This is a genomic window from Pseudomonas sp. RHF3.3-3 (genome assembly GCF_048069595.1).
In the GTDB taxonomy this organism is placed as follows: Bacteria; Pseudomonadota; Gammaproteobacteria; order Pseudomonadales; family Pseudomonadaceae; genus Aquipseudomonas; species Aquipseudomonas fuscovaginae_B.
Window position 1 is genome coordinate 527,383 of sequence record NZ_CP182250.1, and the last position, 26,021, is coordinate 553,403.

At 65.5% G+C, this 26,021-nt stretch carries 24 protein-coding genes; 3 read left to right on the forward strand and 21 right to left on the reverse strand.

From position 1 onward, the window contains the following. The 13 genes from ACMGT0_RS02335 to ACMGT0_RS02395 form a co-directional block, all read right to left on the reverse strand. Positions 1-528 carry a chemotaxis protein CheW gene (locus tag ACMGT0_RS02335; RefSeq protein ID WP_054059128.1) on the reverse strand — a complete coding sequence of 176 codons (528 nt, stop codon included), beginning with the start codon at positions 526-528 and terminating at the stop codon, positions 1-3. A 10-nt stretch (positions 529-538) separates the two neighbouring features. Further along, positions 539-2,176: a methyl-accepting chemotaxis protein gene (locus ACMGT0_RS02340; protein WP_054059127.1), complete on the reverse strand. Its 1,638-nt coding sequence runs from the start codon at positions 2,174-2,176 to the stop codon at positions 539-541. A 2-nt stretch (positions 2,177-2,178) separates the two neighbouring features. Beyond that, positions 2,179-4,209 carry a chemotaxis protein CheA gene (locus ACMGT0_RS02345; protein WP_054062025.1) on the reverse strand — a complete coding sequence of 677 codons (2,031 nt, stop codon included), beginning with the start codon at positions 4,207-4,209 and terminating at the stop codon, positions 2,179-2,181. A 4-nt stretch (positions 4,210-4,213) separates the two neighbouring features. Then, on the reverse strand, positions 4,214-4,522 hold the full coding sequence (locus tag ACMGT0_RS02350) for an STAS domain-containing protein (protein ID WP_416771336.1): 309 nt from the start codon (positions 4,520-4,522) through the stop codon (positions 4,214-4,216). A 6-nt stretch (positions 4,523-4,528) separates the two neighbouring features. Beyond that, positions 4,529-4,894, reverse strand: a complete 366-nt coding sequence (locus ACMGT0_RS02355; RefSeq protein WP_054060801.1) for a response regulator — start codon at positions 4,892-4,894, stop codon at positions 4,529-4,531. A 36-nt stretch (positions 4,895-4,930) separates the two neighbouring features. Further along, positions 4,931-6,037: a methyl-accepting chemotaxis protein gene (locus tag ACMGT0_RS02360; RefSeq protein ID WP_416771339.1), complete on the reverse strand. Its 1,107-nt coding sequence runs from the start codon at positions 6,035-6,037 to the stop codon at positions 4,931-4,933. 463 nt (positions 6,038-6,500) lie between these two features. Next, positions 6,501-7,403 carry a hypothetical protein gene (locus ACMGT0_RS02365; protein ID WP_416771340.1) on the reverse strand — a complete coding sequence of 301 codons (903 nt, stop codon included), beginning with the start codon at positions 7,401-7,403 and terminating at the stop codon, positions 6,501-6,503. Between the two features lie 229 nt (positions 7,404-7,632). Continuing rightward, positions 7,633-8,079: a glycine zipper domain-containing protein gene (locus ACMGT0_RS02370; protein WP_054062028.1), complete on the reverse strand. Its 447-nt coding sequence runs from the start codon at positions 8,077-8,079 to the stop codon at positions 7,633-7,635. A 164-nt stretch (positions 8,080-8,243) separates the two neighbouring features. Then, complete coding sequence (locus ACMGT0_RS02375) at positions 8,244-9,359, reverse strand: tryptophan 7-halogenase (protein ID WP_416771342.1); 1,116 nt, start codon at positions 9,357-9,359, stop codon at positions 8,244-8,246. Next, complete coding sequence (locus tag ACMGT0_RS02380) at positions 9,360-11,375, reverse strand: LodA/GoxA family CTQ-dependent oxidase (RefSeq protein ID WP_416771343.1); 2,016 nt, start codon at positions 11,373-11,375, stop codon at positions 9,360-9,362. It lies immediately after the preceding gene. 209 nt (positions 11,376-11,584) lie between these two features. After that, the gene (locus ACMGT0_RS02385; RefSeq protein ID WP_054060344.1) at positions 11,585-13,933 is read right to left on the reverse strand and encodes an FdhF/YdeP family oxidoreductase; all 2,349 of its coding nucleotides are present in this window, start codon (positions 13,931-13,933) and stop codon (positions 11,585-11,587) included. Continuing rightward, complete coding sequence (gene fdhD / locus ACMGT0_RS02390) at positions 13,930-14,769, reverse strand: formate dehydrogenase accessory sulfurtransferase FdhD (RefSeq protein ID WP_416771345.1); 840 nt, start codon at positions 14,767-14,769, stop codon at positions 13,930-13,932. The genes ACMGT0_RS02385 and fdhD overlap by 4 nt, the downstream gene beginning before the upstream one ends. A gap of 94 nt (positions 14,770-14,863) precedes the next feature. Further along, entirely contained in the window at positions 14,864-15,751 is an 888-nt protein-coding gene (locus tag ACMGT0_RS02395) for a LysR family transcriptional regulator (protein ID WP_054060342.1), read from the reverse strand. A gap of 138 nt (positions 15,752-15,889) precedes the next feature. Between ACMGT0_RS02395 and lysM the strand changes: the two genes are divergently transcribed. Continuing rightward, the gene (lysM, locus tag ACMGT0_RS02400; protein WP_416771348.1) at positions 15,890-16,330 is read left to right on the forward strand and encodes a peptidoglycan-binding protein LysM; all 441 of its coding nucleotides are present in this window, start codon (positions 15,890-15,892) and stop codon (positions 16,328-16,330) included. 92 nt (positions 16,331-16,422) lie between these two features. Here the strand turns inward: lysM and yrfG are convergent, their stop codons facing one another. Beyond that, complete coding sequence (gene yrfG / locus ACMGT0_RS02405; protein ID WP_054060340.1) at positions 16,423-17,085, reverse strand: GMP/IMP nucleotidase; 663 nt, start codon at positions 17,083-17,085, stop codon at positions 16,423-16,425. A gap of 89 nt (positions 17,086-17,174) precedes the next feature. On the opposite strand from yrfG, the gene nudE reads away from it, so the two are divergent. Beyond that, complete coding sequence (gene nudE, locus ACMGT0_RS02410) at positions 17,175-17,741, forward strand: ADP compounds hydrolase NudE (RefSeq protein WP_054060339.1); 567 nt, start codon at positions 17,175-17,177, stop codon at positions 17,739-17,741. Continuing rightward, positions 17,738-18,580: a 3'(2'),5'-bisphosphate nucleotidase CysQ gene (cysQ, locus tag ACMGT0_RS02415; protein ID WP_273826026.1), complete on the forward strand. Its 843-nt coding sequence runs from the start codon at positions 17,738-17,740 to the stop codon at positions 18,578-18,580. Before nudE ends, cysQ begins: the two co-directional genes overlap by 4 nt. 158 nt (positions 18,581-18,738) lie before the next feature. On the opposite strand, the gene ACMGT0_RS02420 is transcribed toward cysQ, so the two are convergent. The 7 genes from ACMGT0_RS02420 to rfbB all read right to left on the reverse strand — a co-directional run bounded on the left by ACMGT0_RS02420 (position 18,739) and on the right by rfbB (position 25,875). Further along, on the reverse strand, positions 18,739-19,194 hold the full coding sequence (locus ACMGT0_RS02420; protein ID WP_054062035.1) for a YiiD C-terminal domain-containing protein: 456 nt from the start codon (positions 19,192-19,194) through the stop codon (positions 18,739-18,741). A 22-nt stretch (positions 19,195-19,216) separates the two neighbouring features. Then, positions 19,217-20,611, reverse strand: coding sequence for a sigma-54-dependent transcriptional regulator (locus ACMGT0_RS02425; RefSeq protein WP_054062036.1), 1,395 nt, complete (start codon positions 20,609-20,611; stop codon positions 19,217-19,219). Then, positions 20,608-22,422, reverse strand: a complete 1,815-nt coding sequence (locus tag ACMGT0_RS02430) for a sensor histidine kinase (protein ID WP_054062037.1) — start codon at positions 22,420-22,422, stop codon at positions 20,608-20,610. Before ACMGT0_RS02430 ends, ACMGT0_RS02425 begins: the two co-directional genes overlap by 4 nt. 72 nt (positions 22,423-22,494) lie before the next feature. Beyond that, positions 22,495-23,379, reverse strand: coding sequence for a dTDP-4-dehydrorhamnose reductase (gene rfbD, locus ACMGT0_RS02435; protein WP_416771351.1), 885 nt, complete (start codon positions 23,377-23,379; stop codon positions 22,495-22,497). Beyond that, positions 23,376-23,921: a dTDP-4-dehydrorhamnose 3,5-epimerase gene (gene rfbC / locus ACMGT0_RS02440; RefSeq protein WP_416771353.1), complete on the reverse strand. Its 546-nt coding sequence runs from the start codon at positions 23,919-23,921 to the stop codon at positions 23,376-23,378. The genes rfbD and rfbC overlap by 4 nt, the downstream gene beginning before the upstream one ends. Next, on the reverse strand, positions 23,918-24,796 hold the full coding sequence (gene rfbA / locus ACMGT0_RS02445) for a glucose-1-phosphate thymidylyltransferase RfbA (protein WP_416771354.1): 879 nt from the start codon (positions 24,794-24,796) through the stop codon (positions 23,918-23,920). Before rfbA ends, rfbC begins: the two co-directional genes overlap by 4 nt. Beyond that, positions 24,793-25,875 carry a dTDP-glucose 4,6-dehydratase gene (rfbB, locus tag ACMGT0_RS02450; RefSeq protein WP_054056349.1) on the reverse strand — a complete coding sequence of 361 codons (1,083 nt, stop codon included), beginning with the start codon at positions 25,873-25,875 and terminating at the stop codon, positions 24,793-24,795. The genes rfbA and rfbB overlap by 4 nt, the downstream gene beginning before the upstream one ends. Positions 25,876-26,021 lie beyond the last annotated feature (146 nt).

Consider the following 26,021-nt stretch of genomic DNA (forward strand, 5'->3'; position numbering starts at 1 on the left):
TCAGTGGCCCTGGGCTGCGGCCAGGCTGAGCTGGCGGATGTCCTCCAGGGACAACACTTGCGGGATGTTCAGGATGATGGTGAAACCCTGTTCGCCACGGGCCATGCCGGCGATGAAGTCGGTACGGATGCCGGCGCCGAAGGTCGGCGCGGCGACCACCTGTTGCGGGTCGATGTCGAGCACCGCATCCACCGCGTCGACCACCAGGCCGATGCGCTGGCTGAAGTCCTCCAGGTCCAGTTCGATGATGACGATACAGGTGCGCCTGCCGACCGCGGTCGCCTCGAAACCGAAGCGCGTGGCCAGGTCCAGTACCGGCACCACGTTACCCCGCAGGTTGATCACGCCGTGGATGAACGCCGGCATCATCGGTACGGCGGTGACGTCGCCGTATTCGATGATTTCGCGCACCAGGTCGATGGGCACCGCGTAGGCGGCCTGGCGCACCCGGAACGACAGGTGCTGGATGCTCGACGCCGGCGGAGCGTCGGGCAGCGTTGCGAGGTCGCGGCTCAGGCTTGCAGTCATGATCCGGCCCTCAGTTGAAACTCACGAATTGGCCTTCGTCGACCGCCGCCCGGCTCTTGAAACCGTCACGCGAGCCGTTGAAGGCGTAGCCGTCGTGGCCGCGCGACGGTGGCCGGTGGCTGTGGGCGGACTCTTCCTCGAAGCGGAAGAAACCGATCAGTTCCTGCAGCTGCCCGGCCTGGGCATTCATCTCCTCGGCAGTGGCCGCCAGTTCCTCGGAGGCCGAAGCGTTCTGCTGGGTGATCTGGTTCATCTGGCCCATGGCGATGTTGATCTGCCCGGCGGCGCCACTCTGCTCCTGGGACGCGGCGGTGATTTCCTGGACCAGGTCGGAGGTCTTCTGGATGTTTGGCACGATCTCGTTGAGCAGGCGTCCGGCCTGTTCGGCCAGTTGCACGCTGCTGGAGGCGACCTGGCCGATTTCCTGGGCCGCCACCTGGCTGCGTTCGGCCAGCTTGCGCACTTCGGCGGCGACCACCGCGAAGCCCTTGCCGTGGTCGCCGGCACGGGCGGCCTCGATGGCGGCGTTGAGCGCGAGCAGGTTGGTCTGGTAGGCGATGTCGTCGATGATGCTGATCTTGTCGGCGATCTGTTTCATCGCCAGCACCGTGTCACCGACCGCACCGCCGCCCTGCACGGCGTCGTTGGCGGCCTTGCCGGCGATGCCGTCGGTGATCTTGGCGCTTTCGGTGTTCTGCGCGATGGAGGCGGACATCTGCTCGACCGAGGCGCTGGTCTGCTCGACGCTGGCGGCCTGCTCGTTGGCGGCCTGGCTCAGCGATTGCGAGGTCGAGCTGACCTGTTCCGAGGCCGAGGACAGCGAGTCGGCGGCGCTGCGGACATCGCCGAGAATGCTGCGCAGGCGTTCGGCCATGTTCTGCATGGCGGCCAGCAACTGGCCGGTTTCGTCCTGGCTGGTCACCGGCAGGTCCTGGCTCAGGTCGCCAGCGGCCATGCGGTTGGCCGCTTCCACGGCGCCATTGAGCGGACGGGTGATGCTGCGGGTGACCAGTACGCCGATCAGTATGCCGAGCAGGGTTGCGGCGATGATCAGGGCAATCATCTGGGTCTGGGAGCTGGCGGCGATATCGCTGATCTGCTGGTTGGCCTCGGCGGCACGCTCCTGTTTGCGACGGGTGGCCTCGCCCATCAGGCGGTCCACCACTTCGCCGCTGCTCACGGCCTTGGGCAGCAGGTCGGTGATCTCGCTGTTCTCCTGCAACTGGCCGGACTGCTGGTGACTGGTCAGCAGTTGGTTGATCACGCTTTCGTATTCCTTGAGCGGGCCCTCGATACTGTCGATCTGGGCCTGGCCTTCCTTGCTGAGGAACGACTTGCGCCCGTCGGCGATCAGCTTGCGGGCCTGTTCGAGCGAGCTGCGTGCCAGGTTGGCGGCCTGTTCGCGGCCAGCGTGGGTGGTGGCGAGCAGGCTATGGCGCATCGCACGACCGGCGGTCACCAGTTGGATGTTGGCATCCTGCATCTGGCGCAGACCCGTGACATCGACTTCGTACATGCGGTCCGACAAGTCGTTGACCTGGGACAGGTTGCGGATACCGATCACACCGATGACACCGGTCAGCACCACCACCAGCAGAAAGCCCGCTGTCAGCCGGATGCCTATCTTCATGTTGCGGATGAACTGCATGATTACTCTCCTGAAAGGCTAGGCAAGGGTGGATTGAGCGAGTTCGTCGTGGGTTCGGTCGACGTCTGCAGGTGTCGGAACAGGCTGGCGATATCGAGGATCAGCGCGACCTGGCCGGAGCCCAGGATGGTCGAGCCGCTGATGCCGCGCAGGTGCTGGAACATCTGGCCGAGGGGCTTGATCACGGTCTGCAGTTCGCCGAACAGTTGGTCGACGATCAGGCCGGCCTGCTGGCGGCCCTGGCTGACCACGACGATGTTGCGCCGCCGTGCCCGGCTGGGCGCCAGGCCGAAGTGCCGGTCGAGGGCGATGCACGGCAGCGGCTTGCCGCGCAGGCTGAGGTAGCCCTGGCCCTGCTGCAGCCACTCGGGGCCGGCTTCCATGCACTCGGTGACCATATCCAGCGGAATGACGAAGTTGTCCTGGCCGACGCCGACCTGGAAGCCGTCGATGATCGCCAGGGTCAGCGGCAGGCGGATACGGAAGGTGCAGCCCTGGCCTGCCACCGAATCGATTTCGATCACCCCGCGCAACTGGTCGATGGCACTGCGCACCACGTCCATGCCGACACCGCGGCCGGAGAGGTTGGAGACCTGTTCGGCGGTGGAGAAGCCGGCTTCGAAGATCAGCAGGTGGATGTCCTGGTCGCTGAGCGGGGCGTCGGCTTCCAGCAGGCCCTTGTCGATCGCCTTGGCGAGAATCCGTTCGGTATTCAGGCCGCGCCCGTCGTCGCTGACTTCGAGTACGATCATGCCCGAGTCGTGGTAGGCGTTGAGGCGCAGGTTGCCCGCGGCCGGCTTGCCGGCGGCGAGGCGTTCGGCGGCCGACTCGATGCCGTGGTCGATGGCATTGCGCACCAGGTGGGTCAGGGGATCGGCGATCTTGTCGATCACCGACTTGTCCAGTTCGGTTTCGCCGCCGACCAGGCTCAGCTGGATGTTCTTGCCCAGTTCCTGGCTGACATCGCGCACCACCCGGTGGAAGCGGTTGAAGGTCTCGCCGACTTCCACCATGCGCAGTTTCAACGCCGCCTCGCGGATCTGCTCGACATGCTGGTGCACCGCCTGGGTGGCCTCCATGCAGCCGCTGTCGCTGCTGCGCCGGGCCTGCATCTGGGCGCTGGCGGTGCTGATCACCAGTTCGCCGACCAGGTTGATCAGTTCGTCGAGCTTGTGCGCGGCGACCTTGACCAGTGTCGTGTCGAGGCTGCGGCGGTCGCGGACGGCAGCGGTTTTCGGGGTGGCCGGTTCGGCGCCCGGGCGAGGCGTGGCGAGCGGTTCGGCTGGCGTCGCGGCCGGTGGTTGCAGAGGGTTCAGGCGCAGTTCGCAGAAGTCCTGGATGAATTCGAAGACGTCTTCGATTTCGCCCCGGCTGGCCGCGGTGTACAACTCGAAGTCGAAGCCCAGGTGGCAGGTTTCCGGGTCCAGCCGATCGAGAGCCGGCAGGGCGTCGCTGCGGGTGTGCAGCGTGGTGATCTCACCCAGGCGGTTGAGGTAGCGCAGGAAGGCCGCAGGGTCGAAGCCGTTGCGAAACAGCTCTTCGCAGAAGCTGATCGAGACCTGCCAGGTGAGCCGGTCCGCCGCGACGGCGGGAGCGTGCTGCGGCCCGGTTTGCGCCGGATCGTCCGCGTTGCCGCCCTGGGCCTCGAACAATGCCGCCAGCAGCGGCGCCTGGCGTGCCTCGTCGACGTCGAGCAGGCCGCTGTCGGGGTCGACACGCTCGATCATCGCGTTCAGCTCGTCCATGCAGTTGAGCATCAGCGAGGTCAGCGCCGGGGTCAGCTCGCGCTGGCCGTCGCGCACCGACATCAGCAGGCTTTCCAGGTGATGGGTGAGGTTGACCAGGGGCGTCAGCGAGAAGATCCCGGCCGAGCCCTTGAGGGTATGCACGGCACGGAACAGGCCGTTGACCGCGTCCGTGTCGCCCGGGCTGGTTTCCAGGCGCAGCAGGCTGTCTTCGGCCTCCTTGAGCAGGTCGCGCCCTTCGCTGAGAAATCCCAGCAGCAACTGGTTCCATTGTTCGCCACTGAGCATGGGGTCAGGCCTCGGTCGGGTACAGCGATTCCAGGTTCAGCAGCGTCAGCAGTTCCCGGGCGGTGTCCGAGACCCGGCTGACGGTGGCCGGATGGTCGATGGACGACAGCGCCCGCTGGATGGCCAGGAGCAGTTGCGCGCCGGCGCTGTCCAGTTCGTTCAGGCCGCACAGGTCCAACTGCCAGGGCCCCGGGGGCAATGGCAGCAGGCCGAGCAACTGCTCGCGCGCCATGCTGACTTCGTAGAGGGTCAGGTCGCCCTGCAGGCGGAGTTGCGCGGGCATGTCGTCGGTGGCGGGCGTCAGCGAGAACATGGCGGGTTATCCCAGCAGTTTTTCGACGGCCGCCAGCAGTTGCTGCGGTTGGAATGGCTTGACGATCCAGGCCTTGGCGCCGGCGGCCTGGCCTTCGGCCTTCTTCGACTGCTCGCTTTCGGTGGTGAGCATGATGATCGGCGTAAAGCGGTACTCGTTGCGCGCCTTGACCTCTTTCACCAGGCCGATGCCATCGAGGTTGGGCATGTTCACGTCGCTGATGATCAGGTTGATCTTCTGCCCGGTCAGCTTGTTCAGGGCATCGCGGCCGTCGCAGGCCTCGATGACCTGGTGACCGGCACTGGTCAGGCTCATCTTCACCAGTTGGCGCATGGACAGGGAGTCGTCGACGATCAGGATGGTCTTGGCCATGTTCATCACTCTTGCAAAGGGAAAAGCGGAGAGAAACTAGAAGAAGGTCACGTCGTCGCTGGCTGTCACCTGGGAGCGACCCTGTCGCTCCTCGTCGGTGGTGAAACGCTGGCGCTGGCGTTCGAGCCAGGCGGACGGATCGTTGAGGCTGACATCCTGTTGCTCGATGGCCTCAAGCAGGTGGGCGAGGTCGGTCTGGACATGGTCGAGCATCTGGTCGGTACGGTCCTGGAACTGCAGGTTGACCATGATTGCCTGGATGTCGGCCTGGGTTTCCCGGGCGTCCCGTTGCAGCAGGCGGGAGGCGTCGGTCAGTTCGCCGAGGTTGTCGCCCAGGCGCGTCATGACCTGGGTCACCGCCTGATTGAGGAAGTCGAGGTTGGCCTGTTCGCTGCTGCCCAGCTCGGCGGCGGCGGTGATGGTGGTCTGGATCGCATGGTTGATCTCGCCGACCTTGGTGTCCATGCCCTGGCCGGTCTCGGCGGACAGGGTAGAGAGCTTGCGCACCTCGTCGGCGACCACCGAGAAGCCGCGGCCGTAGTCACCGGCCCGGGCTGCCTCGATGGCGGCGTTGAGGGCCAGCAGGTTGGTCTGGTTGGCGATCTCCTGGACACGCTTGGCCATCTGCTGCAACTGACTGGCGTAGTCGCCCAGGTGGCTGATGGTGTCGAGCAGTTCGTGCTGACGCTGGCTGCTGGCTTCGAACGACCGGGTCACTTCGCGCAGGCGCTCGTTGGCGTCACGCAGGCTTTCGCCGACGCCGCCGCTGCCGAGGACACCTTCGCAATTGTGCAGGCCACCTTCCAGGCGGGCAGCGATGCTGGCGAAGCGTTCGAACAGCTCGCCGATATTCGATTGCAGCAGGTGGCGGCTCTGGCCGATGCCATCGTTCCAGGCCGGGGCGATCACTGGCAGTAGGGTTTGCAGTTCGGCCGGTGCAGTGACGGTATCAGGATGTGGCGTAAGGGAGGGGGCGGCGGGGGTGTTCGGCGATTTGCCGATCTGCCGGGCGACGGTGGCGATGGCGATCAGCGCCAGGCCGGCGCCGTTGAGCAGAGGCTGGGCCAGAGAAAACCCGATGGCACTTAGTGCGATCCCTGACCAGATTCCCAGATAAATCCGCATCCCCTGCTTCCATTGCATAGCTCAAGTGGCGCGGATCATATCGGTAGCATATTGATATCAGTATCGGGATAACCCTTAATCCTACGGGACTTCAGGCACGATATTTCGAGTCGGGAAGGTGTTCTGGAACTGACTGGTCGGGCAGGTATTTGACTCATCATCCAATAACGGCGCCGCTTCCTGGCGTCACGACGAAAGAGCTCTAGCCTGGACCTTCTAGGAATTAGCCCTAAGGTATTTTGCCGTGTGCGGATGTAATTGAATGTTACGGGCCGTTCATTCCAGGGGCGGGCTGGTCGAGAGTGGCAGCGGCGGGTGGATGGCCGCTCCCTGGCTTAAGCGTAGCGCCTGAGCAACGCGGCCCCTGGATGAGGGGCCGCGAGGCAAGGGTCAATGCACGAACAGGGCGATGAGGATGATCACCGGGATCGGTACACCCAGAAAGAACAGTAGAAGTGAGCGCATTTTCATTCTCCTCGGGTTAGTGCAGGGGCGCGGTGTGGGTTTGGTATTCGGTGTCTTGCAGGTAGACCACACCATCGCGCTGGCGGCCGCCGAAGGTTGCCGCCAGGCTGGCGAAGAAGGCGCCGATCAGCAGGGCGATGAACATCCACAGGGTTGACCAGGCCGCGGCCTTGGCTGCCTGGTCGGCTACCTGCCTGGCGCTGTCCGCGGCCTGGCGGGCCTGGGCATAGACCTGGTCGACACGCTGTTCGGCCTGGACCCGGCTGAGGTTGGTGCGCTGGGCCACCAGTTGCGCCAGGTAGGCACGGTCCTCGACGCTCAACTGCCCATTGCCCAGGCTGTGCACGAAGATCCGGGTGGCCACGGCGTGGGCGGCGTCCTCGCTCACCGCTGCGGGGCGGTCGTCGCGAAACAGCAGGTCGATGAAGTAGTCGGAACCACTGCCCTGGCGGGCATCGCTGCCGAGGCTGCTGGCGGCACCGGCGGCGACGGTGGCCCCGGCCTTGGCACCACCGCCGAGGACGTCACTGACGGAGCCGGCCGCCAGTGTCGCCATGAGCAGGGTCGCGACGGCCCAGGCGAGAAAGCCATGGGCGGTGTCACGGAAGTAGACCTCGTCGCCATGCACGTTGGCCCACTTCACGCGCAGTCGGCCGGCGAGATAACCGCCCATCCCCGCAGCGAGGATTTGTGTGAGAGCCAGCCAGATGATCGCCCAGATACCCAGGCCCTTGGCGCTGATACCTTCGCCCGACCAGGGCGAGATGGCGGCCAGACCCAGCCCGGAGCCGAGCATCAGCAGCAGCAGGGACAGTGCGGCGGCGGCGGCGGCCCCGGCGAAGATCGCCGCCCAGGAGACTCCCGAGTGGTTCGAGGGGTCGTGTAATGCGGCAGGATGAATTTCAGCGTTCCCGATCATTGTTGTTGTGCTCCATCAGTGAGAGACCTACAGCCTTCACGGGGGAGATAGCAGCGGATGTGCCAAATCCTGCTTTGCTGAATAAGCAATCGATTCAAGGGGTTGGGACGGGGAGTGGATCTTGGGACCATGCAATCTGCATGGTCGGGCAGTTTGACGGCAGGCTTTCTGCACTGGCCGATGGGAGCGGCCGAGGGAGTGCTGTTGCAGCACTCCCGGGTGAGGGGGCTCAGTCGCGCCAGTGGCGGTGTTTGCGGTGGCCATAGGCATGGCCACGGCCACGATGGCCGTCGCGATAATGGCGATCTTCGCGGTCGCTGGAATTGCCCATGTAGTTGCCCAGCGCACCGCCTGCGCCGCCGCCTGCCGCCGCGCCGATCAGGCTGCCGGTGGTGCCGCCCATGCTGCGGCCGATGACGTTGCCGCCGGCCGCGCCCAGTGCGCCGCCGATCGCCGCTTCACCACGGCTGCGTTTGTCCGCGCCGACCGCACTGCCGCCTGCGCCGCCCAGGGCTGCGCCGATGGTCGAGCCGGTGTTGCCGCCCAGCGACTGACCGACCGCCGAACCGAGTACACCGCCCAATGCGCCGCCGATACCGGCCTCAGTGGTACCTCCGGCGCAAGCCAGGCCACTGGCCAGGCTCAGGGACAACAAGAGAATCGACGAGAACTTCATTTGAGAGGAGCCTCCTAGGGATGACGGCGCGATCCTGAGGCTTGTGACAGTGGGCTTACAACGGAAATCCGACGAATAGCACGACCTGTATACAAAAAGATAACTTACTGATTTTACTAGGGAACTTAGTTGATTTTGGAAGGTCTGAGGCTACTTGAACCCCATCATTTCGCGCCTTGTGCGCGCACTGGAAGAGGCTGGCGCCGCTTCCAGAACGTCGATTCGCCCCAGCGTTTTTCCATCCCGTAGAACTGTTGCCGGTTGCCCAGGTAGGCGCTGTAGATCCGCCTGAGCAGATCCGCATAGGTGGGAAGGGCTTCGCGCTCACCATTCAGCGTGGCGTGCACGGCGCGAGCGCAATACTGGCCACAATAGAGCGCGGTGGCAATGCCCTGGGACGACAGCGGATCGAAGGCCAGTGCCGCATCGCCTACGGCCGTCCAGTGTTCGCCGTGAAATTGCGAAAGCTGTCCGCTGGCGGCATCCATGCCCTGGACGGAACTGCCGGGCTGGTAGCCGTGTTCACGACACAAGGCCGACAACAGGCGGGTATGAGCCAGTTGCTGCCACAGCCCATCGCCGCTCAGCAGCGTTTGGCGGTCGAGCAGGTCCAGGTCGCCGAGGAAGGTCACCAGCCGTTCCCCCGAGGGCAGCAGCACGCTGTACCACCAGCCGTTTTCCACCGCCTCGACCAGCGTGCGGCCATCGCGATCGGTGCCTTGCCGGCTATGCAGCAGCAGGTAGAAGGCGGTCAGCCGGTCTTCGACCTGGCGCTGGGCGCCCTGCTGACGGGCGAGTACCGCCGGGCGGCCGCCGGCGTCGATCAGCCAGCGGCATTCGGCCTGTCGCTCGCCGTCGGCGCTGGCCAGGCGCAGGCTGAAACCGGCCTCACGCGGTGTGGCGACCAGCCGGGTGGCTTCGTGGACCGCTACACCGAGCTGGCGTGCCGTGGCCCGCAACTGGGTGTCGAAGGCGAGGCGGTCCAACTGGTAGCCGCGACCCTGGGTCTGAAAGATGAAATCGTCCATGTGCGGCTCGTCCGAGCCCCATACGGAAAGGTTGCCGTAGCTGGGACGGTGCCCGGCGGCGAGAAAGCCGTCGAGCACGCCCAGGTCGGCGAGTAGCGAGCGGGCACTGGGCGGAAAGCCCTCGCCCACCCGGAAGCGCCCGATGGGCGCGGAGTCGGCCAGCAGCACCCGCCGACCCAGGCGCGCCAGGGTGATGGCGGTAGCGGAGCCGGCCGGGCCGCCGCCGACGATGGCGACGTCGTAGCGCTCCATTTAGCGCGACTGTCTCCCGCCGCGTGGCGCCTGCTCGGCGTCTTCCTGGCTGCTGAAGTTGGCGCCCCGTGGTGGCCGTGGTGCCCCCGCGGTGTCGTCCGTCGGCGCGCCCGCCGCGACGAAGTCGGCAGCCAGCGCCGGGCTGGCGAAGGTCTGGCTCGTGGGGATCTGCGGCCCGTAGCTGGCAACCATCATGGTGTTCGGATAGAGCGGGCTGTCGAAAACGTGCTTGCGCACTTCCAGCAGGCCCATGGAGCCGAAGATATCCACCATCGTGGTCATCTGCTTGGCGGTCGAGGTTTTCGGGCCTTCGACCAGCAGCGGGGCATTCCAGTTACTGCGATCGGCGAACGCGTCGAGACGCTGCTCGGGCTTGGTCGCAGGGTCGATGACCAGGGCATAGTCCGCGTCACTGAGTACCTGGTTGGGCACGCGCGCCGGCCAGAAGGTCGCGGTGAACGGACTGTAGTCTGGGTTGTAGCCACCTCGGCAATAGGCGGTGTCGGCCTGCCATGGCAAGCCCATCCAGCGGTTCAGGTCGCCGGGGCCTTGCCCGTACAACGGACCACCGACAGCCAGGGCCTGGGTCTGGTTCAGGGTTGGGCCGTAGTCCGGCTGGGGGCTGCCGGCCGGGCGCTGACGAATGCGCCAGGGCTTGGCGTAGAGCGGCAGATGGCGCATCGGCCAGGTCAGTTCGCAACCGGGGTGGAAAGCGTCGGCCAGGCAGAAGTCCAGGGCGGCGCGGTCAAGCATGGCTGGCTGCTCTGCCAGGGCTACCGAATCCAGATTGTCCGGGAGTGGGACGCCGGGCCAGTCGGCCTCGAACTGGCCGTCAGCCCAGCGGCTGAGCGCCAGGTACTGTGTCTGGGTGATCGACGAGTTCTGGCGTGGGCTGGGGTTGTTCCCCAGCTCCATGTCATCGCCGTAGATCCAAGGCCAGGGCAGCGGGTTGTTGTCGGCAGGTTCAGGCAGGCGGAAGCTGTTGAGGATCTGTCGGCGGGTTTCCTGGAATACGTCGTAGTCTCCTGGTGCCGGTTTGTGCGCCAGTTTGGCGATGAAGGCCGGGTCTTCGAAGTTGTAGGGGCTGTTGTGGCCGAACTGGGTAGCGAAGCCCTGGTTGACCCACTGCAGGCCCGATAGACGTTGCAGGATCGGGTAGACATCCTGGCGGAAGGAGGTCGAGGTGTTCGGCTTCAGCCAGCCGGCCTGGATGAACAGGTCGTAGGTCAGGTCGTAGAGCGTGCGTACCGTCTTGACCTGGGGTGCATAGTTGGGCGGCGCGGTCACCACCCAGGCCGATTCGACCGGAATCGACCGGCCGCCGATGCTGACCTGGGCGCTGATCGGTCCATCGCTGGTGTCGTCGTACCAGCCATCGGCGTTGATGAAGCTGTTGTCGTCCTTGGGGTTGAAGATCGGCGTGTTCCGGGGCGAGGCCGATACACCGCGGCCGCCGAGGAACAGCAGGCGACCCTGGGCATCGGTGCGCAACTCACCCAGATACACTGGCACGCCTTCGTACTGGCCGTTGAACTCGACACCGGCCTGGTTCGTGCCGCGGATGCTTTGCAGGCCGCCGTCGATGGCCAGGGCTGCGCGGGCCTTGGGGTCCTTGATCTCGGCATTGCGCAGGGGCAGCACCTTGCTGGCGGCTTCGGGAATGTCCATCGCCAACTGCCACTGGTACCACTGCGCCTTGCGGTTGGCGACATGGGCCGACCAGGTGATCTCGGCGTCTTGCGCGGTCAGTTCGGCGACCACCTCTCCAGCCAGGTTGTAGCCATAGATGCGGAACTCGGCGGCCTGGCGCTTCAGTGCACCCTGGGCGTCCCGGTAGAAGCCCAGTGGCTCGGGCCGCGGCTCGGTCACCTGGGGGCCGATGAAGTAGTCCGATTCACTGTTGCCGACCCGCGCCACGCCGATCGCGGGATGGATCGCGGCGCTGACGATGCGCTTGTCCTTGGGAGGGGTTTGGCTGCCGTGGTGATGCGGGGTATGGCCGGGGGTGATCGACATGAGTGCTCTCCGCGTTCCGTGCTAAAGAGGATGTGCCCGACCTGCGGGCAGGATCCCTGGGCGGGTGCCGGTCAGCACCGTCGGATGAGGGCGTGAGGAGCACCGCCCGCAGACTCTAGTAAAGGGCTTGCGGTTTGTCGAATGGCTTTTTGCTATTACGGCGGGAGATTCCCCGGGCACCTCTGGCAAGGCGTCCGGGGCGGCTCGGATCAACTGGCCTGGGCGAGGATCAGGCCGTTCTCGCTGGCCATTTCCAGGCGGATCGCGACGAACTTGGAGGTTGGGGTGTGGCTGCCGTCGCCGACGCTTTCCAGCGGCACCAGCGGGTTCACTTCCGGGTAGTAGGCGGCGGCCTGGCCGGCGGGGATGTCGAACGCCAGCAGGGTGAAGCCCTTGACCCGGCGCTCGCGACCGTCTTCCCAGAGCGACACGATGTCGACCTTCTGCCCCGGCTTGAAGCCCAGGCGGATGATGTCCGCCTCGTTGACGAACAGCACCTCGCGCTGGCCCTTGACCCCACGGTAGCGGTCGTCGAGGCCGTAGATGGTGGTGTTGTACTGGTCGTGGGAACGCATCGACTGCAGGATCAGGTCCGGTTTCCTGCCCGTGGCGTGGGTGAGCTCGTGGATCAGGTCGCTCGGCAGGCCGTTGGAGCGGAAGTTCGCCCGGCCCGAAGGCGTGTTCCAGCGCCGGGCGCCGGCGGCGTTGCCCAGGTAGAAACCGCCCGGGTGCCCGATACGCTGGTTGAAGTCCTTGAAGCCGGGAATGGTGTCGGCGATCAGGTCGCGGATGCGGTTGTAGTCGCCCACCAGCCAGTTCCAGTCCACCGGGTGCGAGCCGAGGGTCGCGGCGGCGATGCCGGCGATGATCGCCGGTTCCGAGCGCATCTGTTTCGACAGCGGCTGCAACTGGCCGTTGGAGGCGTGGACCATGCTGAACGAGTCTTCCACGGTCACCGCCTGGGTGCCTTCGGCCTGCAGGTCGATGTCGGTGCGGCCCAGGCACGGTAGGATCAGCGCTTCCTTGCCGTGGGTCAGGTGGCTGCGGTTGAGCTTGGTGCTGATCTGCACGGTCAGGTCACAGTTGCGCAGGGCTTCGAAGGTCCGCGGGCTGTCCGGGGTGGCCTGGGCGAAGTTGCCGCCGAGGCCGATGAACACCTTGGCGCGGCCCTCGAGCATGGCATGGATGGCTTCGACCACGTTATGGCCGTTGCTGCGCGGTACCTTGAACTGGAAGCGGCGTTCCAGGGCGTCGAGCAGGGCCACCGGTGGGCGCTCGTTGATGCCCATGGTGCGGTCGCCCTGCACGTTGCTGTGGCCGCGTACCGGGCACAGGCCTGCGCCCGGCCGGCCGATGTTGCCGCGCAGCAACATCAGGTTGGCGATTTCCTGGATGGTTGCCACCGAATGGCGGTGCTGGGTGATGCCCATGGCCCAGCACATGATGACGCTCTTGCTCTTGGCGTACATCCGCGCCGCCTGCTCGATTTCGACCAGGGGCAGGCCCGATTGCGAGACGATCTGTGCCCACGGGGTTTCGTCGATGGCGGCCAGGTAGTCGAGCACGTTGGCGGTGTGTTCGTTGAGGAAGTCATGGTCGAACACCGACGGCTCGTTCGCCGCCTGGGCCTCGCGCTCCCATTGCAGCAGGAACTTGGCCATGCCGCGCAGCACGGCCATGTCGCCGCCCAGGGCCGGGCGGAAGTAGGCGGTGTTGGTCGGCTTGTTGCCGTTGGTGAGCATTTCCAGCGGGTGCTGGGGATGCTGGAAGCGCTCCAGGCCGCGCTCCTTGAGCGGGTTGATGCAGACCACCTGGGCACCGCGTTTCACGGCTTCACGCAGCGGTTCGAGCATGCGCGGGTGGTTGGTGCCGGGGTTCTGGCCCCAGACGAAAATCGCGTCGGCGTGTTCGAAGTCGTCGAAGGTCACGGTGCCCTTGCCGACCCCGACACTCTGCGCCAGGGCCACGCCGCTGGCCTCGTGGCACATGTTCGAACAATCGGGGAAGTTGTTGGTGCCGAAGGCCCGGACGAACAGTTGATACAGGTACGCCGCCTCGTTGCTGGCCCGGCCCGAGGTGTAGAACTCGGCCTGGTCGGGGCTGTCGAGGTTCAGCAGGTGCTTGGCGATCAGCGCGTACGCCGCGTCCCAACTGATGGGCTTGTAGCGGTCGGTGGTCGGGTCGTAGCTCATCGGCTCGGTCAGGCGGCCCTGGTACTCGAGCCAGTAGTCGGACTGCTCGAACAGCGAGCTGACGCTGTGCTTGGCAAAGAACGCGGCATCCACCCGACGCTTGGTGGCTTCCCAGTTGACGGCCTTGGCGCCGTTCTCGCAGAACTTGACCATGCCGCTTTCCGGCGAGTCGCCCCAGGCGCAGCCGGGGCAGTCGAAGCCGCCGTTCTGGTTGGTCTTGAGCATCATGCGGATGTTCTTCAGCGCGTTGTCGCTGGTCAACCAGGCCTGGGCCACGCTGATCAGTGCGCCCCAGCCGCCGGCCGGACCCTTGTAGGGCTTGTAGCGTGGGGTCGGGATCTGGTCGGCTTGATTATGATTGCTCACGCGGGATTCTCCATCGCAGGGCTGTAGACCCGCGGCGCACTTTTCTGCGGCAGGTGAATAAGATTGAGGTTGTGCCGACGCGCCCATTGCAGCGCCAGGCCAGTGGGGGATGACAGGCTGACCAGGGTCTGGATGCCGGCCCGCAGCACTTTCTGGATCAATTCGAGACTGCAGCGGCTGGTGACGATGGCCATGCCACCGGCGGTCGGGATCTGTTGGCGGACCAGCGCGCCGATCAGCTTGTCGAGGGCGTTGTGCCGGCCGATGTCTTCGCGGCCCAGCAGCAGTTCGCCCTGATCGTTCATGAACACGGCGGCATGCACGGCACCGCAGTGCTGGCCCAGCGGCTGGAAGGCGCTGATGCGTTGGCGCAGGTCGACCAGCCAGGCGGCCGGCGGCAGTGGTGCGCCGGGCAGTACGTTCAGTTCCGGCAGGGCCTGCTCCAGCGCCTCGACGCCGCACAGGCCGCAGCCGCTGGTGCCGGCCAGTTGTCGGCGCTGCTGCTTGAGACTCCAGAACGCGCGGCTGGAAATCTCCACTTCGGCGTAATGGGCAGCGCCATTGCTGGTCAGTTTCAGGTCGTAGAGTTCGGTGGCGTCATGGATGATGCCGCTGCCGAGGCTGAAACCGACGATGAAGTCTTCCAGGTCGGTGGGTGTGACCAGCATCACGGCCTGGCTGATGCCGTTGTAGGCGATGGCCAGCGCGACTTCTTCGGCGAGTGAGGTCTCAGCGGCTTCGTGATGATCGAGGTCGCTGTACTGGTAGCTCTGGCTGGCGGCCGGCGCGGCTGCTGTGGTGACAGGAATCGCGCAGCCGTCTGGCTTGGCGTGCATGGAGGATTACCGGCGAAATGTACGGTGCTAAGACTAGGCGCGGCAAAAGGTCACGTCTAATCGCTAGTACTGATCCACCGATAGATGATGTCGATCAAAGTCCGCTTGGCGATTTCTGATAAAGCCTGAAGCAGGCTTCGGCCAGGGCCGAGCGCGGCGCGCCACGGCGCATGATCAGGCCGAGGTTGGCCAGGGTCCGGGCATTTTCGATCGGTTGCAGGCTCAGGTGGTCGGTCAGGGTCTCAAGGCCGCTGTTGAGCGGCATGATCGCGCAGCACAGGCCGCCATTCACGGCTTGCAACAATTGATGAACGGCGTCGGTCTGCAGCAGCGGTTGTGGGCTCAGGCCACGGCTGTGGAAGTTGTGGTCGATGGACTGGCGAAAGTGCATGCCGCTGGTGAGCATGCCCAGCGGCAGTTCGGTCAGCGCCTCCCAGCTCAGCGGCTGGTCGCCGAAGTCGAAGAAGCGCTGGTCGTAGAGCAGGCCCATGGCGGTTTCGCTCAGGGGCAGGGCGTCGAAGCGCTCGGTGTCCAGGCGATCGAGGTAGGAGACGCCGAGGTCGAGGCGGTTGCTCGCCAACTGTTCGAGAATCTGTTCGGAACTGAGGGACGACAGTTCGAAACGCAGGTCCGGGTGTTCGGCATGCAGGCGCTGCATCAGGTGCAGCGGGTCGAAGTTCGACAGCGGCACCACGCCCAGGCGCAGGGTGCCGATCAGGTTGCCGCGACAGGCGGCGGCCTCGGCCTGCAGGCCATCGTAGGCCGCCAGCACGGTGCGGGCCCAGGCCAGCACTCGTTCGCCGGGCGCGGTGAAACCCTCGAAGCGCTGGCCGCGGTTGACCAGTTGCAGGTCGAGTTCTTCCTCCAGGTTGCGCAGGCGCATGGACAGGGTCGGCTGGGTGATGTGGCAGCGTGCCGCCGCCTGGCCGAAGTGTCGCGTTTCGTCCAGGGCAATCAGGAATTTCAGCTGTTTGATGTCCATCGTCGCTCCAGGCGCGGTCCAGGCCCGGATTCTAGCGCGGTTGGGCTACGCTGAGTCATGGGTCTGTCCGGAACCTGTCGCAGACGTGCCCGGTCCAGTGGTTCGCGTCTGGATATCACCCATCAAGGAGAAGAAACCATGAGTATCCTCAGCTTCGTGAAAGAGGCGGGCGAGAAGCTGCTCGACTTGCTGACCCCGGGCAATGCCAATGCCGGCGAGCAACTCAAGGCGCATATCGCCAGGGTCGGCCTGGGCAACCCGAATGTCCAGACCACGGTGGAGGGCGACAAGGTGACGGTCACGGGCGAGGTCGCCAGCCAGGAGGAGAAGGAAAAGATCCTGCTGGCGCTGGGCAACATTGCCGGTATCGGCAGCGTCGACGACCAGCTCACGGTCAGTGGGCCGGTGCAGGCGGCCGCGCGGTTTGTCGTGGTGAAGTCGGGCGACACACTGAGCGCGATCTCCAAGGCGGTCTATGGCGACGCCAACCAGTACAACAGGATCTTCGAGGCCAACAAACCGTTGCTGTCACATCCGGACAAGATTTATCCGGGTCAGACGCTGCGTATTCCCGAGTAATGCACGGCCTGTAGGAGCAGGGCTTGCCCGCGAAGCTTTTAGCGCCCTCATGACGCGTTCGCGGGCAAGCCGGATCGCCGTACCGCCCGCTCCTACAAGTCCGCGATCAATTCGCGGTAGTCGCCCACGGCGGCGAATTCCTCGGTGTCCTTGGGCCCCTTGCGACTGTCCGGCTCGCGCACCGCCAGCAGGTGCGCGACGCCGAATCGCCGGGCGCTGCGCAGGATCGGCAGGGTATCGTCGATGAACAGGCTGCGTGCCGGATCGAAGCCGATATCGGCCTGCAGCGCGTCCCAGAATGACGGGGATTCCTTGGCGAAGCCGTAATCATGGGAACTGATCAGGCGCTCGAAGTAGGGTGCCAGTTCGACCCGCTCCAGCTTCAGTGACAACGAATCGCGATGGGCGTTGGTGATCAGGATCACCCGCTTGCCCGCCTGGCGGATCGCCTTCAGGAAGGTGTCGGCGTCCGGACGCAGGGCGATCAGGTGCGCGGTTTCCAGCTTCAGCTCGCGCACCGGCAGCTTGAGCTCCTCGCTCCAGAAGTCCAGGCAGTACCATTGCAACTGGCCGGCGTGGTCCCGGAACAGTGAACCCAGCTCCGCCTCGGCCATGGCCAGGCTGACGCCGTGCAGCTCGGCATAGCGTCGCGGCAGGTGTTCCATCCAGAAGTGGTTGTCGTAATGCAGGTCGAGCAGGGTGCCGTCCATGTCCAGCAGAACGGTATCGATGTCGCGCCAGGGTAATGAGGGCATGGGAAACTTCTCGACCGGGAAAAAGGATATCCGACACAGACAATCGGAAAAGCCACGGTATAGTAACCCGTTAACGCCCAGGAGCCGCCATGCGCCAGAAACCCACCGTACTTGCCCGTGAAATCGTCGCCAGCAGCCGTCTGTTCCGTGTCGAGCAGGTCCAGTTGCGTTTTTCCAATGGTGTCGAGCGCACCTATGAACGACTGGTGGGCAAGGGCACCGGTTACGGTGCGGTGATGATCGTGGCGATGCTCGATGCCGAGCATGCGGTGCTGGTCGAGGAATATTGCGGTGGCACCGATGAGTACGAACTGTCGCTGCCCAAGGGGCTGATCGAGCCGGGCGAGGATGTGCTGGCGGCGGCCGAGCGGGAGCTGAAGGAAGAGGCCGGTTTCGGTGCCCGGCAACTGGAGCACCTGACCGAGTTGTCGTTGTCGCCGGGCTACATGAGCCAGAAGATCCAGGTGGTCCTGGCCAGCGACCTGTATGAAGAGCGTCTTGAGGGTGACGAGCCCGAGCCGATGCGGGTCGACCGGGTGAACCTGCGCGAGCTGGCCGGCCTGGCGCAGAACCCGCAATTCACCGAGGGTCGTGCGCTGGCGGCGTTGTACCTGGCCCGTGACCTGTTGACCCAGCGTGGAGTGTTTCAACCATGAGTGATTCGTTTGTGAGCCTGCCGCATCCGTTCCTGGCCCCGGTCATCGAACTGGCCCGCCAGGCCGGCGAGGCGATCCTGCCGTTCTGGCGGGCTGATGTCGAAGTGATGGACAAGGCCGATGCCTCGCCGGTGACGGCCGCGGACCTGGCGGCGCATCACCTGATCGTCGCCGGCCTGAGCGCCTTGGCGCCGGATATCCCGGTGTTGTCCGAGGAAGACGCCGACATCCCCCGCGAGGTGCGTGCCGGTTGGCAGCGCTGGTGGCTGGTGGACCCGCTGGACGGTACCAAGGAGTTCATTTCCGGCAGTGAAGAGTTCACTGTGAACATTGCGCTGATCGAGCAGGGGCGGGTGGTGTTTGGCGTGGTTTCGATGCCGACCAGCGGTCGTGCCTATTTCGGCGGCGCCGGTCTGGGCGCCTGGCGCGCGGACCGCGGCCTGCCGCCCGAACCGATCCGGGTGCGGACCCAGCCGCCGGCCGGTAACGCGTTCACGGTGGTGGCCAGCCGTCGGCATTCCAGCCCCGAGCAGGAGCGGTTGCTGTCCGGGCTGAGTGCCAGCCTGGGTGAGCTGGAGCTGGCGAATATCGGCAGTTCGCTGAAGTTCTGTCTGCTGGCCGAAGGCGCCGCGGACTTCTATCCGCGCCTGGCGCCAACCTCCCAGTGGGATACGGCGGCGGCCCAGGGCGTACTGGAGGGGGCGGGCGGTGAAGTGCTGGAACTGAGCGGCGAGCGCTTCAGTTATCCGGCGCGGGAGTCGTTGCTCAATCCGTTTTTCCTGGCCTTGCCGGAGCAGGCGTTGTGGCGGGAGCAGTTGCCGAAGATGCCGCAGGCCTAGACGTTTTACTGATTGTAGGAGCCGGGCTTGCCCGCGAACCGCCAGCGGCGGCCATCCGGAACGGTTTTGAATGGCCGCCTTTGGCGGTTCGCGGGCAAGCCCGGCTCCTACAGTGCGTGGCAGGTTCGTTTTTTGAGGGTTGCAATTACGGGGGGATTTCAGCGGTGCAGCACGTACTGGCCGCTGAAACGCACCGCCTCGTCTTCGCTGCCGACATTCATCACCCGGGTCTCCAGGGTCAGCCGCGCGCGGCCGTAACGCTGGTAGGTGGCCAGGAATTTTTTCCAGACCTTCTCGTCCGGTGCCGCACAGATCGCCTCGGCATCGCCGGTGACCGGCAGCGGGTAGCTGATCTGGCCCTCCTGGATCACGATGTGCCCGTCCGCGATACCCGCCTCGTGCAGGCTCAGGTGCAGCCAGCCCCAGCCGGCCAGCACCGCGCCGCAGTACAGGCTGCCGCCGAACATGGTGCTCTTGTGGTTGACGTTGGGTTCCAGCGGCAGCCACAGGCGCAGTTGTCCGCCCTCCCAGCCGCCGACCTTGAGCCCCATCTCGCGTGTCAGGGGAATGTCGTGGTGCAGGATGGATTCCAGGTAGTGGCTGTCGCGGTTCATGCAGTGACCTCTGTGGTGTGATTCATTCGAGCTCCTCGCCGCCGCTGTGGCTGCCGCTGTCGAAGCTCAGGCCGTGTTTGCGCAGTTTGTCGTGCAGGGTCTTGCGCGGGATGCCGAGGGCTTCGGCGAGGCTGCGCAGGGAGCTGTGGGAGCGCGCCAGTTCGGCGGCGATCAGCGATTTCTCGAAGTGCTCGACCTGTTCGCTCAGGCCGCCAGCGCGATTGCCAACGGCGATCTGCGCATCGAGGCTTTCCGGGGCACTGTTGTCCAGCGCCAGTTCCAGGCCAAGGGCGAAACGCTCGGCGGCATTCTGCAGTTCGCGCACGTTGCCCGGCCAGCCGTGGCGCAGCAGCAGCGCCCGTTGCGCCGGCTGCAGGCCATGGGGCGGCAGGCCATGGCGGCCGCTGGCTTCGTCGGCGAAATGCTGGAACAGGACCAGCACATCCTCACCGCGTTCGCGCAGTGGCGGAATGCGCAGCGGCGCGACGTTCAGCCGGTAGTACAGGTCGGCGCGGAAGCGGCCCTGATCGGCGGACTGGCGCAGGTCCTCCTTGGTCGCGGCGATGATGCGGATATCCAGCGGGATCTGCTGGTTGCCGCCCAGGCGTTCGACCACCCGCTCCTGCAACAGGCGCAGCAGCTTGACCTGGACATCCAGGCTCATGCTTTCGATTTCATCGAGGAACAGGGTGCCGCCGTTGGCGAATTCGAACTTGCCGATCCGGCGTTTCTGCGCGCCGGTGAAGGCGCCCGGTTCGTGGCCGAACAACTCGCTTTCCACCACCGACTCGGCCAGGGCGCCGGCGTTGATCGCCACGAAGGGGCCGTTGCGCCGGTTCGACAGGTCATGCAGGGCACGGGCGACGACTTCCTTGCCGGCGCCGGTTTCGCCGAGGATCAGCACGTCGGCCTTGGTCGCCGCGAGCGCGCCGATCTGTTCACGCAGGCGCTGCATCTGCGGCGAGTGGCCGAGCAAGCGGGTCGCCAGTTGCTGGCGATCGCTCAGGGCCAGGCGCAGGCTGCGGTTGTCCAGCACCAGGCGGCGCAGGGCCAGGGCGCGGCGCACGCTGTCGAGCAGGGCATCGCTGGCGAAAGGTTTTTCCAGAAAGTCATAGGCCCCGGCGCGCATCGCCTGGACAGCCAGCGGCACGTCGCCATGGCCGGTGATCAGCAGCACCGGCAGCTCCGGGTCCTGGGCATGCAGCTCGTTGAGCAGTTCGATGCCGTCCATGCCCGGCATGCGGATATCGCTGACGACCACACCCGGCCAGTCGCGCTCGATGCGCGCGGCCAGGCCACGGGCCTCGGCCAGCGGCAGGATCTTCAGGCCGGCCAGATCCAGGGTCTGGCTCAGGGCCTGGCGCAGGTGGGGATCGTCGTCGATCAGTACCACCTGGGTCTGGTGGTCGATATTCATACACTCGAGTCCTCGGCCGGTTGCAGGCTGACGCCGGGGGCGCCGGCGCGCATCCGCAGGGTTATCAGGGCGCCGCCTTCGCGGTGGTTGGCAAACAGCAGTTCGCCGCCGAAGGCGCGCATCAGGGAATCACAGATCGCCAGGCCCAGGCCGAGCCCTTGGGTGCGCGTCTTGGTGGTGTAGAACGGCTCGCCGGCGCGACCCAGGGCTTCCAGGCAGAAACCCGGGCCGTTGTCGCGAATGGTCAGGGTCACGCCTTCCGGCGATTCCTGGGCACTGAGCCACAGCTTGCGCGGCGGGGCCTTTTCGGTCAGGGCGTCGAGGGCGTTTGCCAGCAGGTTGCCGAGCACCTGGCGCAACCGGGTTTCGCCGGCCTCGACCCACAGCGCGGCAGCCGGCAGGTCACGGATCAGTTCGACTTCCATCGCCCGTCGGCGCTTGGCCAGCAGGGCCAGGGCGTCGTCGAGCGCCGGCTGCAGGGCCACGCTTTCCGGGGCATGCCGGTCGCGGCGGGCGAACGCGCGCAGGTGGGCGATGATCGACGCCATGCGTCCGGTCAGCTCGCTGATCAGCTTGAGGTTGCCGCGGGCGTCGTCGGTGCGCTGGTGATCGAGCAGCACTTCGGCGTTTTCCGCGTAGCTGCGGATCGCCGCCAGTGGCTGGTTGAGTTCGTGGCTGATGCTTGCCGACATGGTGCCCAGGGCCGAAAGCTTGCCGGCCTGGACCAGGTCGTCCTGGGCGCGCACCAGTTCCTGCTGGGCATGCTCGCGCTCCAGTACTTCCTGCTTGAGTCGGCGGTTGAGGCCTTCCAGGTCGCTGGTCCGCTCGGCGACGCGCATTTCCAGTTCGCGGCGGGCCTTGGCCTCGAAGGCGATTCGCTCCAGGTAATGCCGCCGGCGCTGCATCATCAGCCCGAGCAGCAGCATCAGCACCAGCAGGGTCGCGCCGCCGACCGCGACGACGGTGCGCACGGGGCGATCGATCAGCGTCCGCGGGGCGAGGATGCTGACGCTCCAGCCGGTTTCGTCGATCTGCCGGGTCTGCGTCAGCCAGGCCGTGGGGTTGAGGTTCAGCGGCTGCGGATTGCGCGTCGGGTAGGGCTGGACGGCGGTGATGGCATCGCGTTCGTTGCCGTCCAGGGGGCGGGTCGCACGAAAGCGCCACTCCGCCCGCGAGGTCAGGATCACCACGCCATTGTGGTCGGTCACCAGCAGTTGTTCGGGGGTCTTGCCCCAGAGGCTTTCGGTGTGGTCCAGGTCGACCTTGACCACCAGCGCGCCGATCACCTTGTCGCCGTCGCGTACCGCCGCGGCGAAGAAGTAGCCACGCTTGCCCGAGGTGGTGCCGAGGCCGAAGAAACGCCCGAGGCGACCGGCCATGGCTTCGCTGAAGTAGGGGCGGAAAGCGAAATTGCGGCCGACGAAGCTGTCGTGCTTGTCCCAGTTGGAGGCGGCCAGGGTCTTGCCGCTGGTGTCCATCAGGTACATGACTTCGGCACCGGTCTGGTTGCAGATGTCGCGCAGCAGGCTGTTGGCGCTTTCCAGACGCAGGCTCTGGTCCGGCTCGGCGAGTACGGCGCGCAGGGCCGGCAGGTCGCCGAGGATCTGCGGCAGGACCTCGTAGCGGTGCAGGGTACCCAGCAGGTTGGCGACGTAGAGGTCGAGGGTCTGGCGATTCTGGCTCACCAGTTCGCTGCGGTAGTAACGCTCGGCGAGATGTTCCAGTGGCCACAGCAGCGGCGCCAGGCACAGGAACAGCAGGGCCAGGCTGCGCCAGCGGGGTCTGCGGGGAATGGGTGGAGTCGTGATCATCGGGAATGCGCCGGTGGAGTCCGACGCATTATGGGGGAGGGCGCGCAATCAATAAATGACGTTTCGCCGGCCTCAGCCCTGTTCGGCAAGGCACTCGCGCAATGCCGTATGCCAATCCGGCTGGCTCACCTGCCATTCGCGCAACAGGCGGCTGCAGTCCAGGCGCGAGTTCAGCGGGCGGGTGGCCGGCGTCGGGTAGGCGCTCGACGGGATGGCCTCGAGGATCGCGCACGGCTTGTTCAGGGCCAGCAGCTGTTCGCCGATTGCCTGGGCGAAACCGAACCAGGAGGTTTCACCGCTGGCGGTCAGGTGGTAGGTGCCCCAGGCGCCGGCCTGGCCGGCCTGCCAGCGTTCGATCAGGGCGCGGGTGCTGTTGGCGATGGTCCCGGCCCAGGTCGGTGCCCCAACCTGGTCGGCGACGATGCGCAGTTCCGGTTTCTCCTGCAGCAGCCGCTGCATGGTCAGCAGGAAGTTGCGCCCGTGGCTGGAGTAGACCCAACTGGTGCGCAGGATCAGGTGCTGGCCCTGGGCTGCGGCGATGGCCCGCTCGCCGGTCAGCTTGCTGCGGCCGTAGACGCTCAGCGGGTTGGTCTCATCGTCCTCGGTGTAGGGCTCGGCCTTGCTGCCGTCGAACACGTAGTCGGTGGAGTAGTGAATCAGCGGTACGCCGAGGTCGGCGGCTTCCTGGGCGAGCACGCCCGGTGCCGTGGCGTTGATCGCGAAGGCCAGGTCCGGCTCGGACTCGGCCTGGTCGACGGCGGTATGGGCCGCGGCGTTGATGATCAGGCCCGGGCGGTGGGCGCGGACCTGCTGGCGAATCTGCTCGGGGTGGGCCAGGTCGAGCTGGTCGCGTCCGAGCACCACCAGTTGGCCGAGGTCGCCAAGACGTTTCTGCAGCTCGCGGGAGACCTGGCCATGCTGGCCGCTGATGAGGATTTTCAGGGGAGAGGTGCTCATTCGAACAGATCGGCCTCGTGCAGGGGTTTACCGTTCTGATCCTTGGCCGAGAGCTGTGGAACCCCTTCGAATTCCCAGTCGATGGCCAGGGTCGGGTCGTCCCAGCGGATGGTGCGTTCGGCGCTGGGGGTGTAGTAGTCGGTGGTCTTGTAGAGGAATTCGGCGTAGTCGCTGAGGACCACGAAGCCGTGGGCGAAGCCTTCGGGCACCCACAGCTGGCGATGGTTTTCGCCGGACAGGCGCACGCCGACCCACTGGCCGAAATGCGCCGAGCTGCGGCGGATGTCGACGGCCACGTCGAGCACTTCGCCGGCGATCACCCGTACCAGTTTGCCCTGGGTGTTCTGCATCTGATAGTGCAGGCCGCGCAGCACCCCTTTCTGGGAGCGCGAATGGTTATCCTGGACGAAATTCGGGTTCAGCCCCGTGGCTTCCTGAAAGGCCCGCGCGTTGAAGCTCTCGTAAAAGTAGCCGCGCTCGTCGCCGAAGACCTTGGGTTCAAGGATCACCACACCGGGCAGGCGTGTCGGAGTTGCCTTCATTGCTGTTCCTCTCCGGCGAGGGTGAACAGGTACTGTCCATAACCGGTCTTGCCAAAGTACCGGGCGCGTTCGAGCAGGTGTTCGCGGTCGATCCAGCCATTCTGGTAGGCGATTTCTTCCAGGCAGGCGACTTTCAGGCCCTGGCGATGCTCGATGGTCTGCACGTACTGCGAAGCCTCCAGCAGGCTGTCATGGGTGCCGGTATCGAGCCAGGCAAAGCCGCGGCCAAAGCGCTCGACCCGCAGGTCGCCACGCTTGAGGTAGGCATTGTTGACGTCGGTGATTTCCAGTTCGCCGCGTGGCGACGGCTTGACCGCCTTGGCGATTTCGATGACATCGTTGTCGTAGAAGTACAGGCCGGTGACCGCGTAGCTGGATTTCGGCCTGGCCGGTTTTTCCTCGATGGACAGGGCACGACCTTCGTCGTCGAAGTCGATGACACCGAAACGCTCCGGGTCCTTGACCCAGTAGCCGAACACCGTTGCGCCTGCCGGCTGACGTGAGGCCCTTTGCAACTGCGTGCTGAAGGACTGTCCGTGGAAGATATTGTCGCCGAGGATCAGGCACACCGGATCCTTGCCGATGAATGCCTCACCGATCAGGAACGCCTGGGCCAGGCCGTCCGGCGACGGCTGCTCGGCATAGCTGAAGTGCACGCCGAACTGGCTGCCGTCACCCAGCAGGTTGCGGTACTGCGGCAGGTCCTGCGGGGTGGAAATGATCAGGATGTCGCGAATGCCGGCCAGCATCAGCACCGAGATCGGGTAGTAGATCATCGGCTTGTCGTAGATCGGCAGCAGTTGCTTGGATACCCCGAGGGTGATCGGGTGCAGGCGGGTGCCGGAGCCACCGGCCAGTACGATACCTTTCATCATGCCAACAATTCCTTGTGGTCGAGGGAGCCCAGGCGTTCGCCCTGGTAGCTGCCGTCCTGTACCCGGCGGCACCATTCCAGGTTCTCCAGGTACCACTGCACGGTCTTGCGCAGACCGCTTTCGAAGGTTTCTTCCGGGGTCCAGCCCAGTTCGCGTTCGATCTTGCCGGCGTCGATGGCGTAGCGCAGGTCGTGGCCCGGGCGGTCCTTGACGAAGGTGATCAGGTCAGCGTACCGCGCCACACCGGCCGGGCGGGCTGGCGCCAGTTCCTCCAGCAGGGCGCAGATACCACGCACCACGTCGATATTCTTCTGCTCGTTATGGCCACCGATATTGTAGGTCTCGCCGACCACGCCATCGGTCACCACCTTGAACAGGGCGCGGGCGTGGTCCTCGACGAACAGCCAGTCGCGGACCTGCTGGCCGTCGCCATAGACCGGCAGCGGCTTGCCGGCCAGGGCATTGAGGATCACCAGCGGAATCAGCTTTTCCGGGAAGTGGAACGGCCCGTAGTTGTTCGAGCAGTTGGTCAGCAGCACCGGCAGGCCGTAGGTGCGATGCCAGGCGCGGACCAGGTGGTCGGACGCCGCCTTGCTCGCCGAGTAGGGCGAGCTGGGGGCGTACGGGGTGGTCTCGGTGAACAGGTCATCGACGCCATGCAGGTCGCCGTACACTTCGTCGGTGGAGATGTGGTGGAAGCGAAAGGCGCTTTTTTGCGGCTCGGCGAGCTTCGACCAGTAGCCGCGGGCGGCTTCCAGCAGGCTGTAGGTGCCGACGATATTGGTCTGGATGAAGTCCGACGGGCCGTCGATGGAGCGGTCGACATGGGACTCGGCGGCCAGGTGCATGATCGCGTGGGGCTCAAAGCGGGCCAGCACCGCGCTGACGGTAGCCTGGTCGACGATATCGGCCTGGACGAACTCGTAGCGGGTATCGGTCGCGATGCTGGTCAGCGACTCGAGGTTGCCGGCGTAGGTCAGCTTGTCGAGGTTGAGCACTTCATGCTCGGTGTTGCGGATCAGGTGCCGAATCAGGGCGGAACCGATAAAGCCGGCGCCGCCGGTGACTAGAATACGCATGTCGGTGTGCCTTTTCCTTAGACGGACATTCAGTTGATGCAGCATAGCTTGTGGGGAGGGAGGCAACGGTGCAAGTGCGATTGCTCCTGTATCGGTGCGGACTCTTCCTACTTTACTTCGCACTTGCGTATTGACGGCGCCGATGG

Excerpts from the sequence above, each read along its gene's own strand:
- ACMGT0_RS02335 (WP_054059128.1), bottom strand. The coding sequence starts at position 528 with ATGACTGCAAGCCTGAGCCGCGACCTCGCAACGCTGCCCGACGCTCCG.
- ACMGT0_RS02340 (WP_054059127.1), bottom strand. The coding sequence starts at position 2,176 with ATGCAGTTCATCCGCAACATGAAGATAGGCATCCGGCTGACAGCGGGC.
- ACMGT0_RS02345 (WP_054062025.1), bottom strand. The coding sequence starts at position 4,209 with ATGCTCAGTGGCGAACAATGGAACCAGTTGCTGCTGGGATTTCTCAGC.
- ACMGT0_RS02350 (WP_416771336.1), bottom strand. The coding sequence starts at position 4,522 with ATGTTCTCGCTGACGCCCGCCACCGACGACATGCCCGCGCAACTCCGC.
- ACMGT0_RS02355 (WP_054060801.1), bottom strand. The coding sequence starts at position 4,894 with ATGGCCAAGACCATCCTGATCGTCGACGACTCCCTGTCCATGCGCCAA.
- ACMGT0_RS02360 (WP_416771339.1), bottom strand. The coding sequence starts at position 6,037 with ATGCAATGGAAGCAGGGGATGCGGATTTATCTGGGAATCTGGTCAGGG.
- ACMGT0_RS02365 (WP_416771340.1), bottom strand. The coding sequence starts at position 7,403 with ATGATCGGGAACGCTGAAATTCATCCTGCCGCATTACACGACCCCTCG.
- ACMGT0_RS02370 (WP_054062028.1), bottom strand. The coding sequence starts at position 8,079 with ATGAAGTTCTCGTCGATTCTCTTGTTGTCCCTGAGCCTGGCCAGTGGC.
- ACMGT0_RS02375 (WP_416771342.1), bottom strand. The coding sequence starts at position 9,359 with ATGGAGCGCTACGACGTCGCCATCGTCGGCGGCGGCCCGGCCGGCTCC.
- ACMGT0_RS02380 (WP_416771343.1), bottom strand. The coding sequence starts at position 11,375 with ATGTCGATCACCCCCGGCCATACCCCGCATCACCACGGCAGCCAAACC.
- fdhD (WP_416771345.1), bottom strand. The coding sequence starts at position 14,769 with ATGCACGCCAAGCCAGACGGCTGCGCGATTCCTGTCACCACAGCAGCC.
- ACMGT0_RS02395 (WP_054060342.1), bottom strand. The coding sequence starts at position 15,751 with ATGGACATCAAACAGCTGAAATTCCTGATTGCCCTGGACGAAACGCGA.
- lysM (WP_416771348.1), top strand. The coding sequence starts at position 15,890 with ATGAGTATCCTCAGCTTCGTGAAAGAGGCGGGCGAGAAGCTGCTCGAC.
- yrfG (WP_054060340.1), bottom strand. The coding sequence starts at position 17,085 with ATGCCCTCATTACCCTGGCGCGACATCGATACCGTTCTGCTGGACATG.
- nudE (WP_054060339.1), top strand. The coding sequence starts at position 17,175 with ATGCGCCAGAAACCCACCGTACTTGCCCGTGAAATCGTCGCCAGCAGC.
- cysQ (WP_273826026.1), top strand. The coding sequence starts at position 17,738 with ATGAGTGATTCGTTTGTGAGCCTGCCGCATCCGTTCCTGGCCCCGGTC.
- ACMGT0_RS02420 (WP_054062035.1), bottom strand. The coding sequence starts at position 19,194 with ATGAACCGCGACAGCCACTACCTGGAATCCATCCTGCACCACGACATT.
- ACMGT0_RS02425 (WP_054062036.1), bottom strand. The coding sequence starts at position 20,611 with ATGAATATCGACCACCAGACCCAGGTGGTACTGATCGACGACGATCCC.
- ACMGT0_RS02430 (WP_054062037.1), bottom strand. The coding sequence starts at position 22,422 with ATGATCACGACTCCACCCATTCCCCGCAGACCCCGCTGGCGCAGCCTG.
- rfbD (WP_416771351.1), bottom strand. The coding sequence starts at position 23,379 with ATGAGCACCTCTCCCCTGAAAATCCTCATCAGCGGCCAGCATGGCCAG.
- rfbC (WP_416771353.1), bottom strand. The coding sequence starts at position 23,921 with ATGAAGGCAACTCCGACACGCCTGCCCGGTGTGGTGATCCTTGAACCC.
- rfbA (WP_416771354.1), bottom strand. The coding sequence starts at position 24,796 with ATGATGAAAGGTATCGTACTGGCCGGTGGCTCCGGCACCCGCCTGCAC.
- rfbB (WP_054056349.1), bottom strand. The coding sequence starts at position 25,875 with ATGCGTATTCTAGTCACCGGCGGCGCCGGCTTTATCGGTTCCGCCCTG.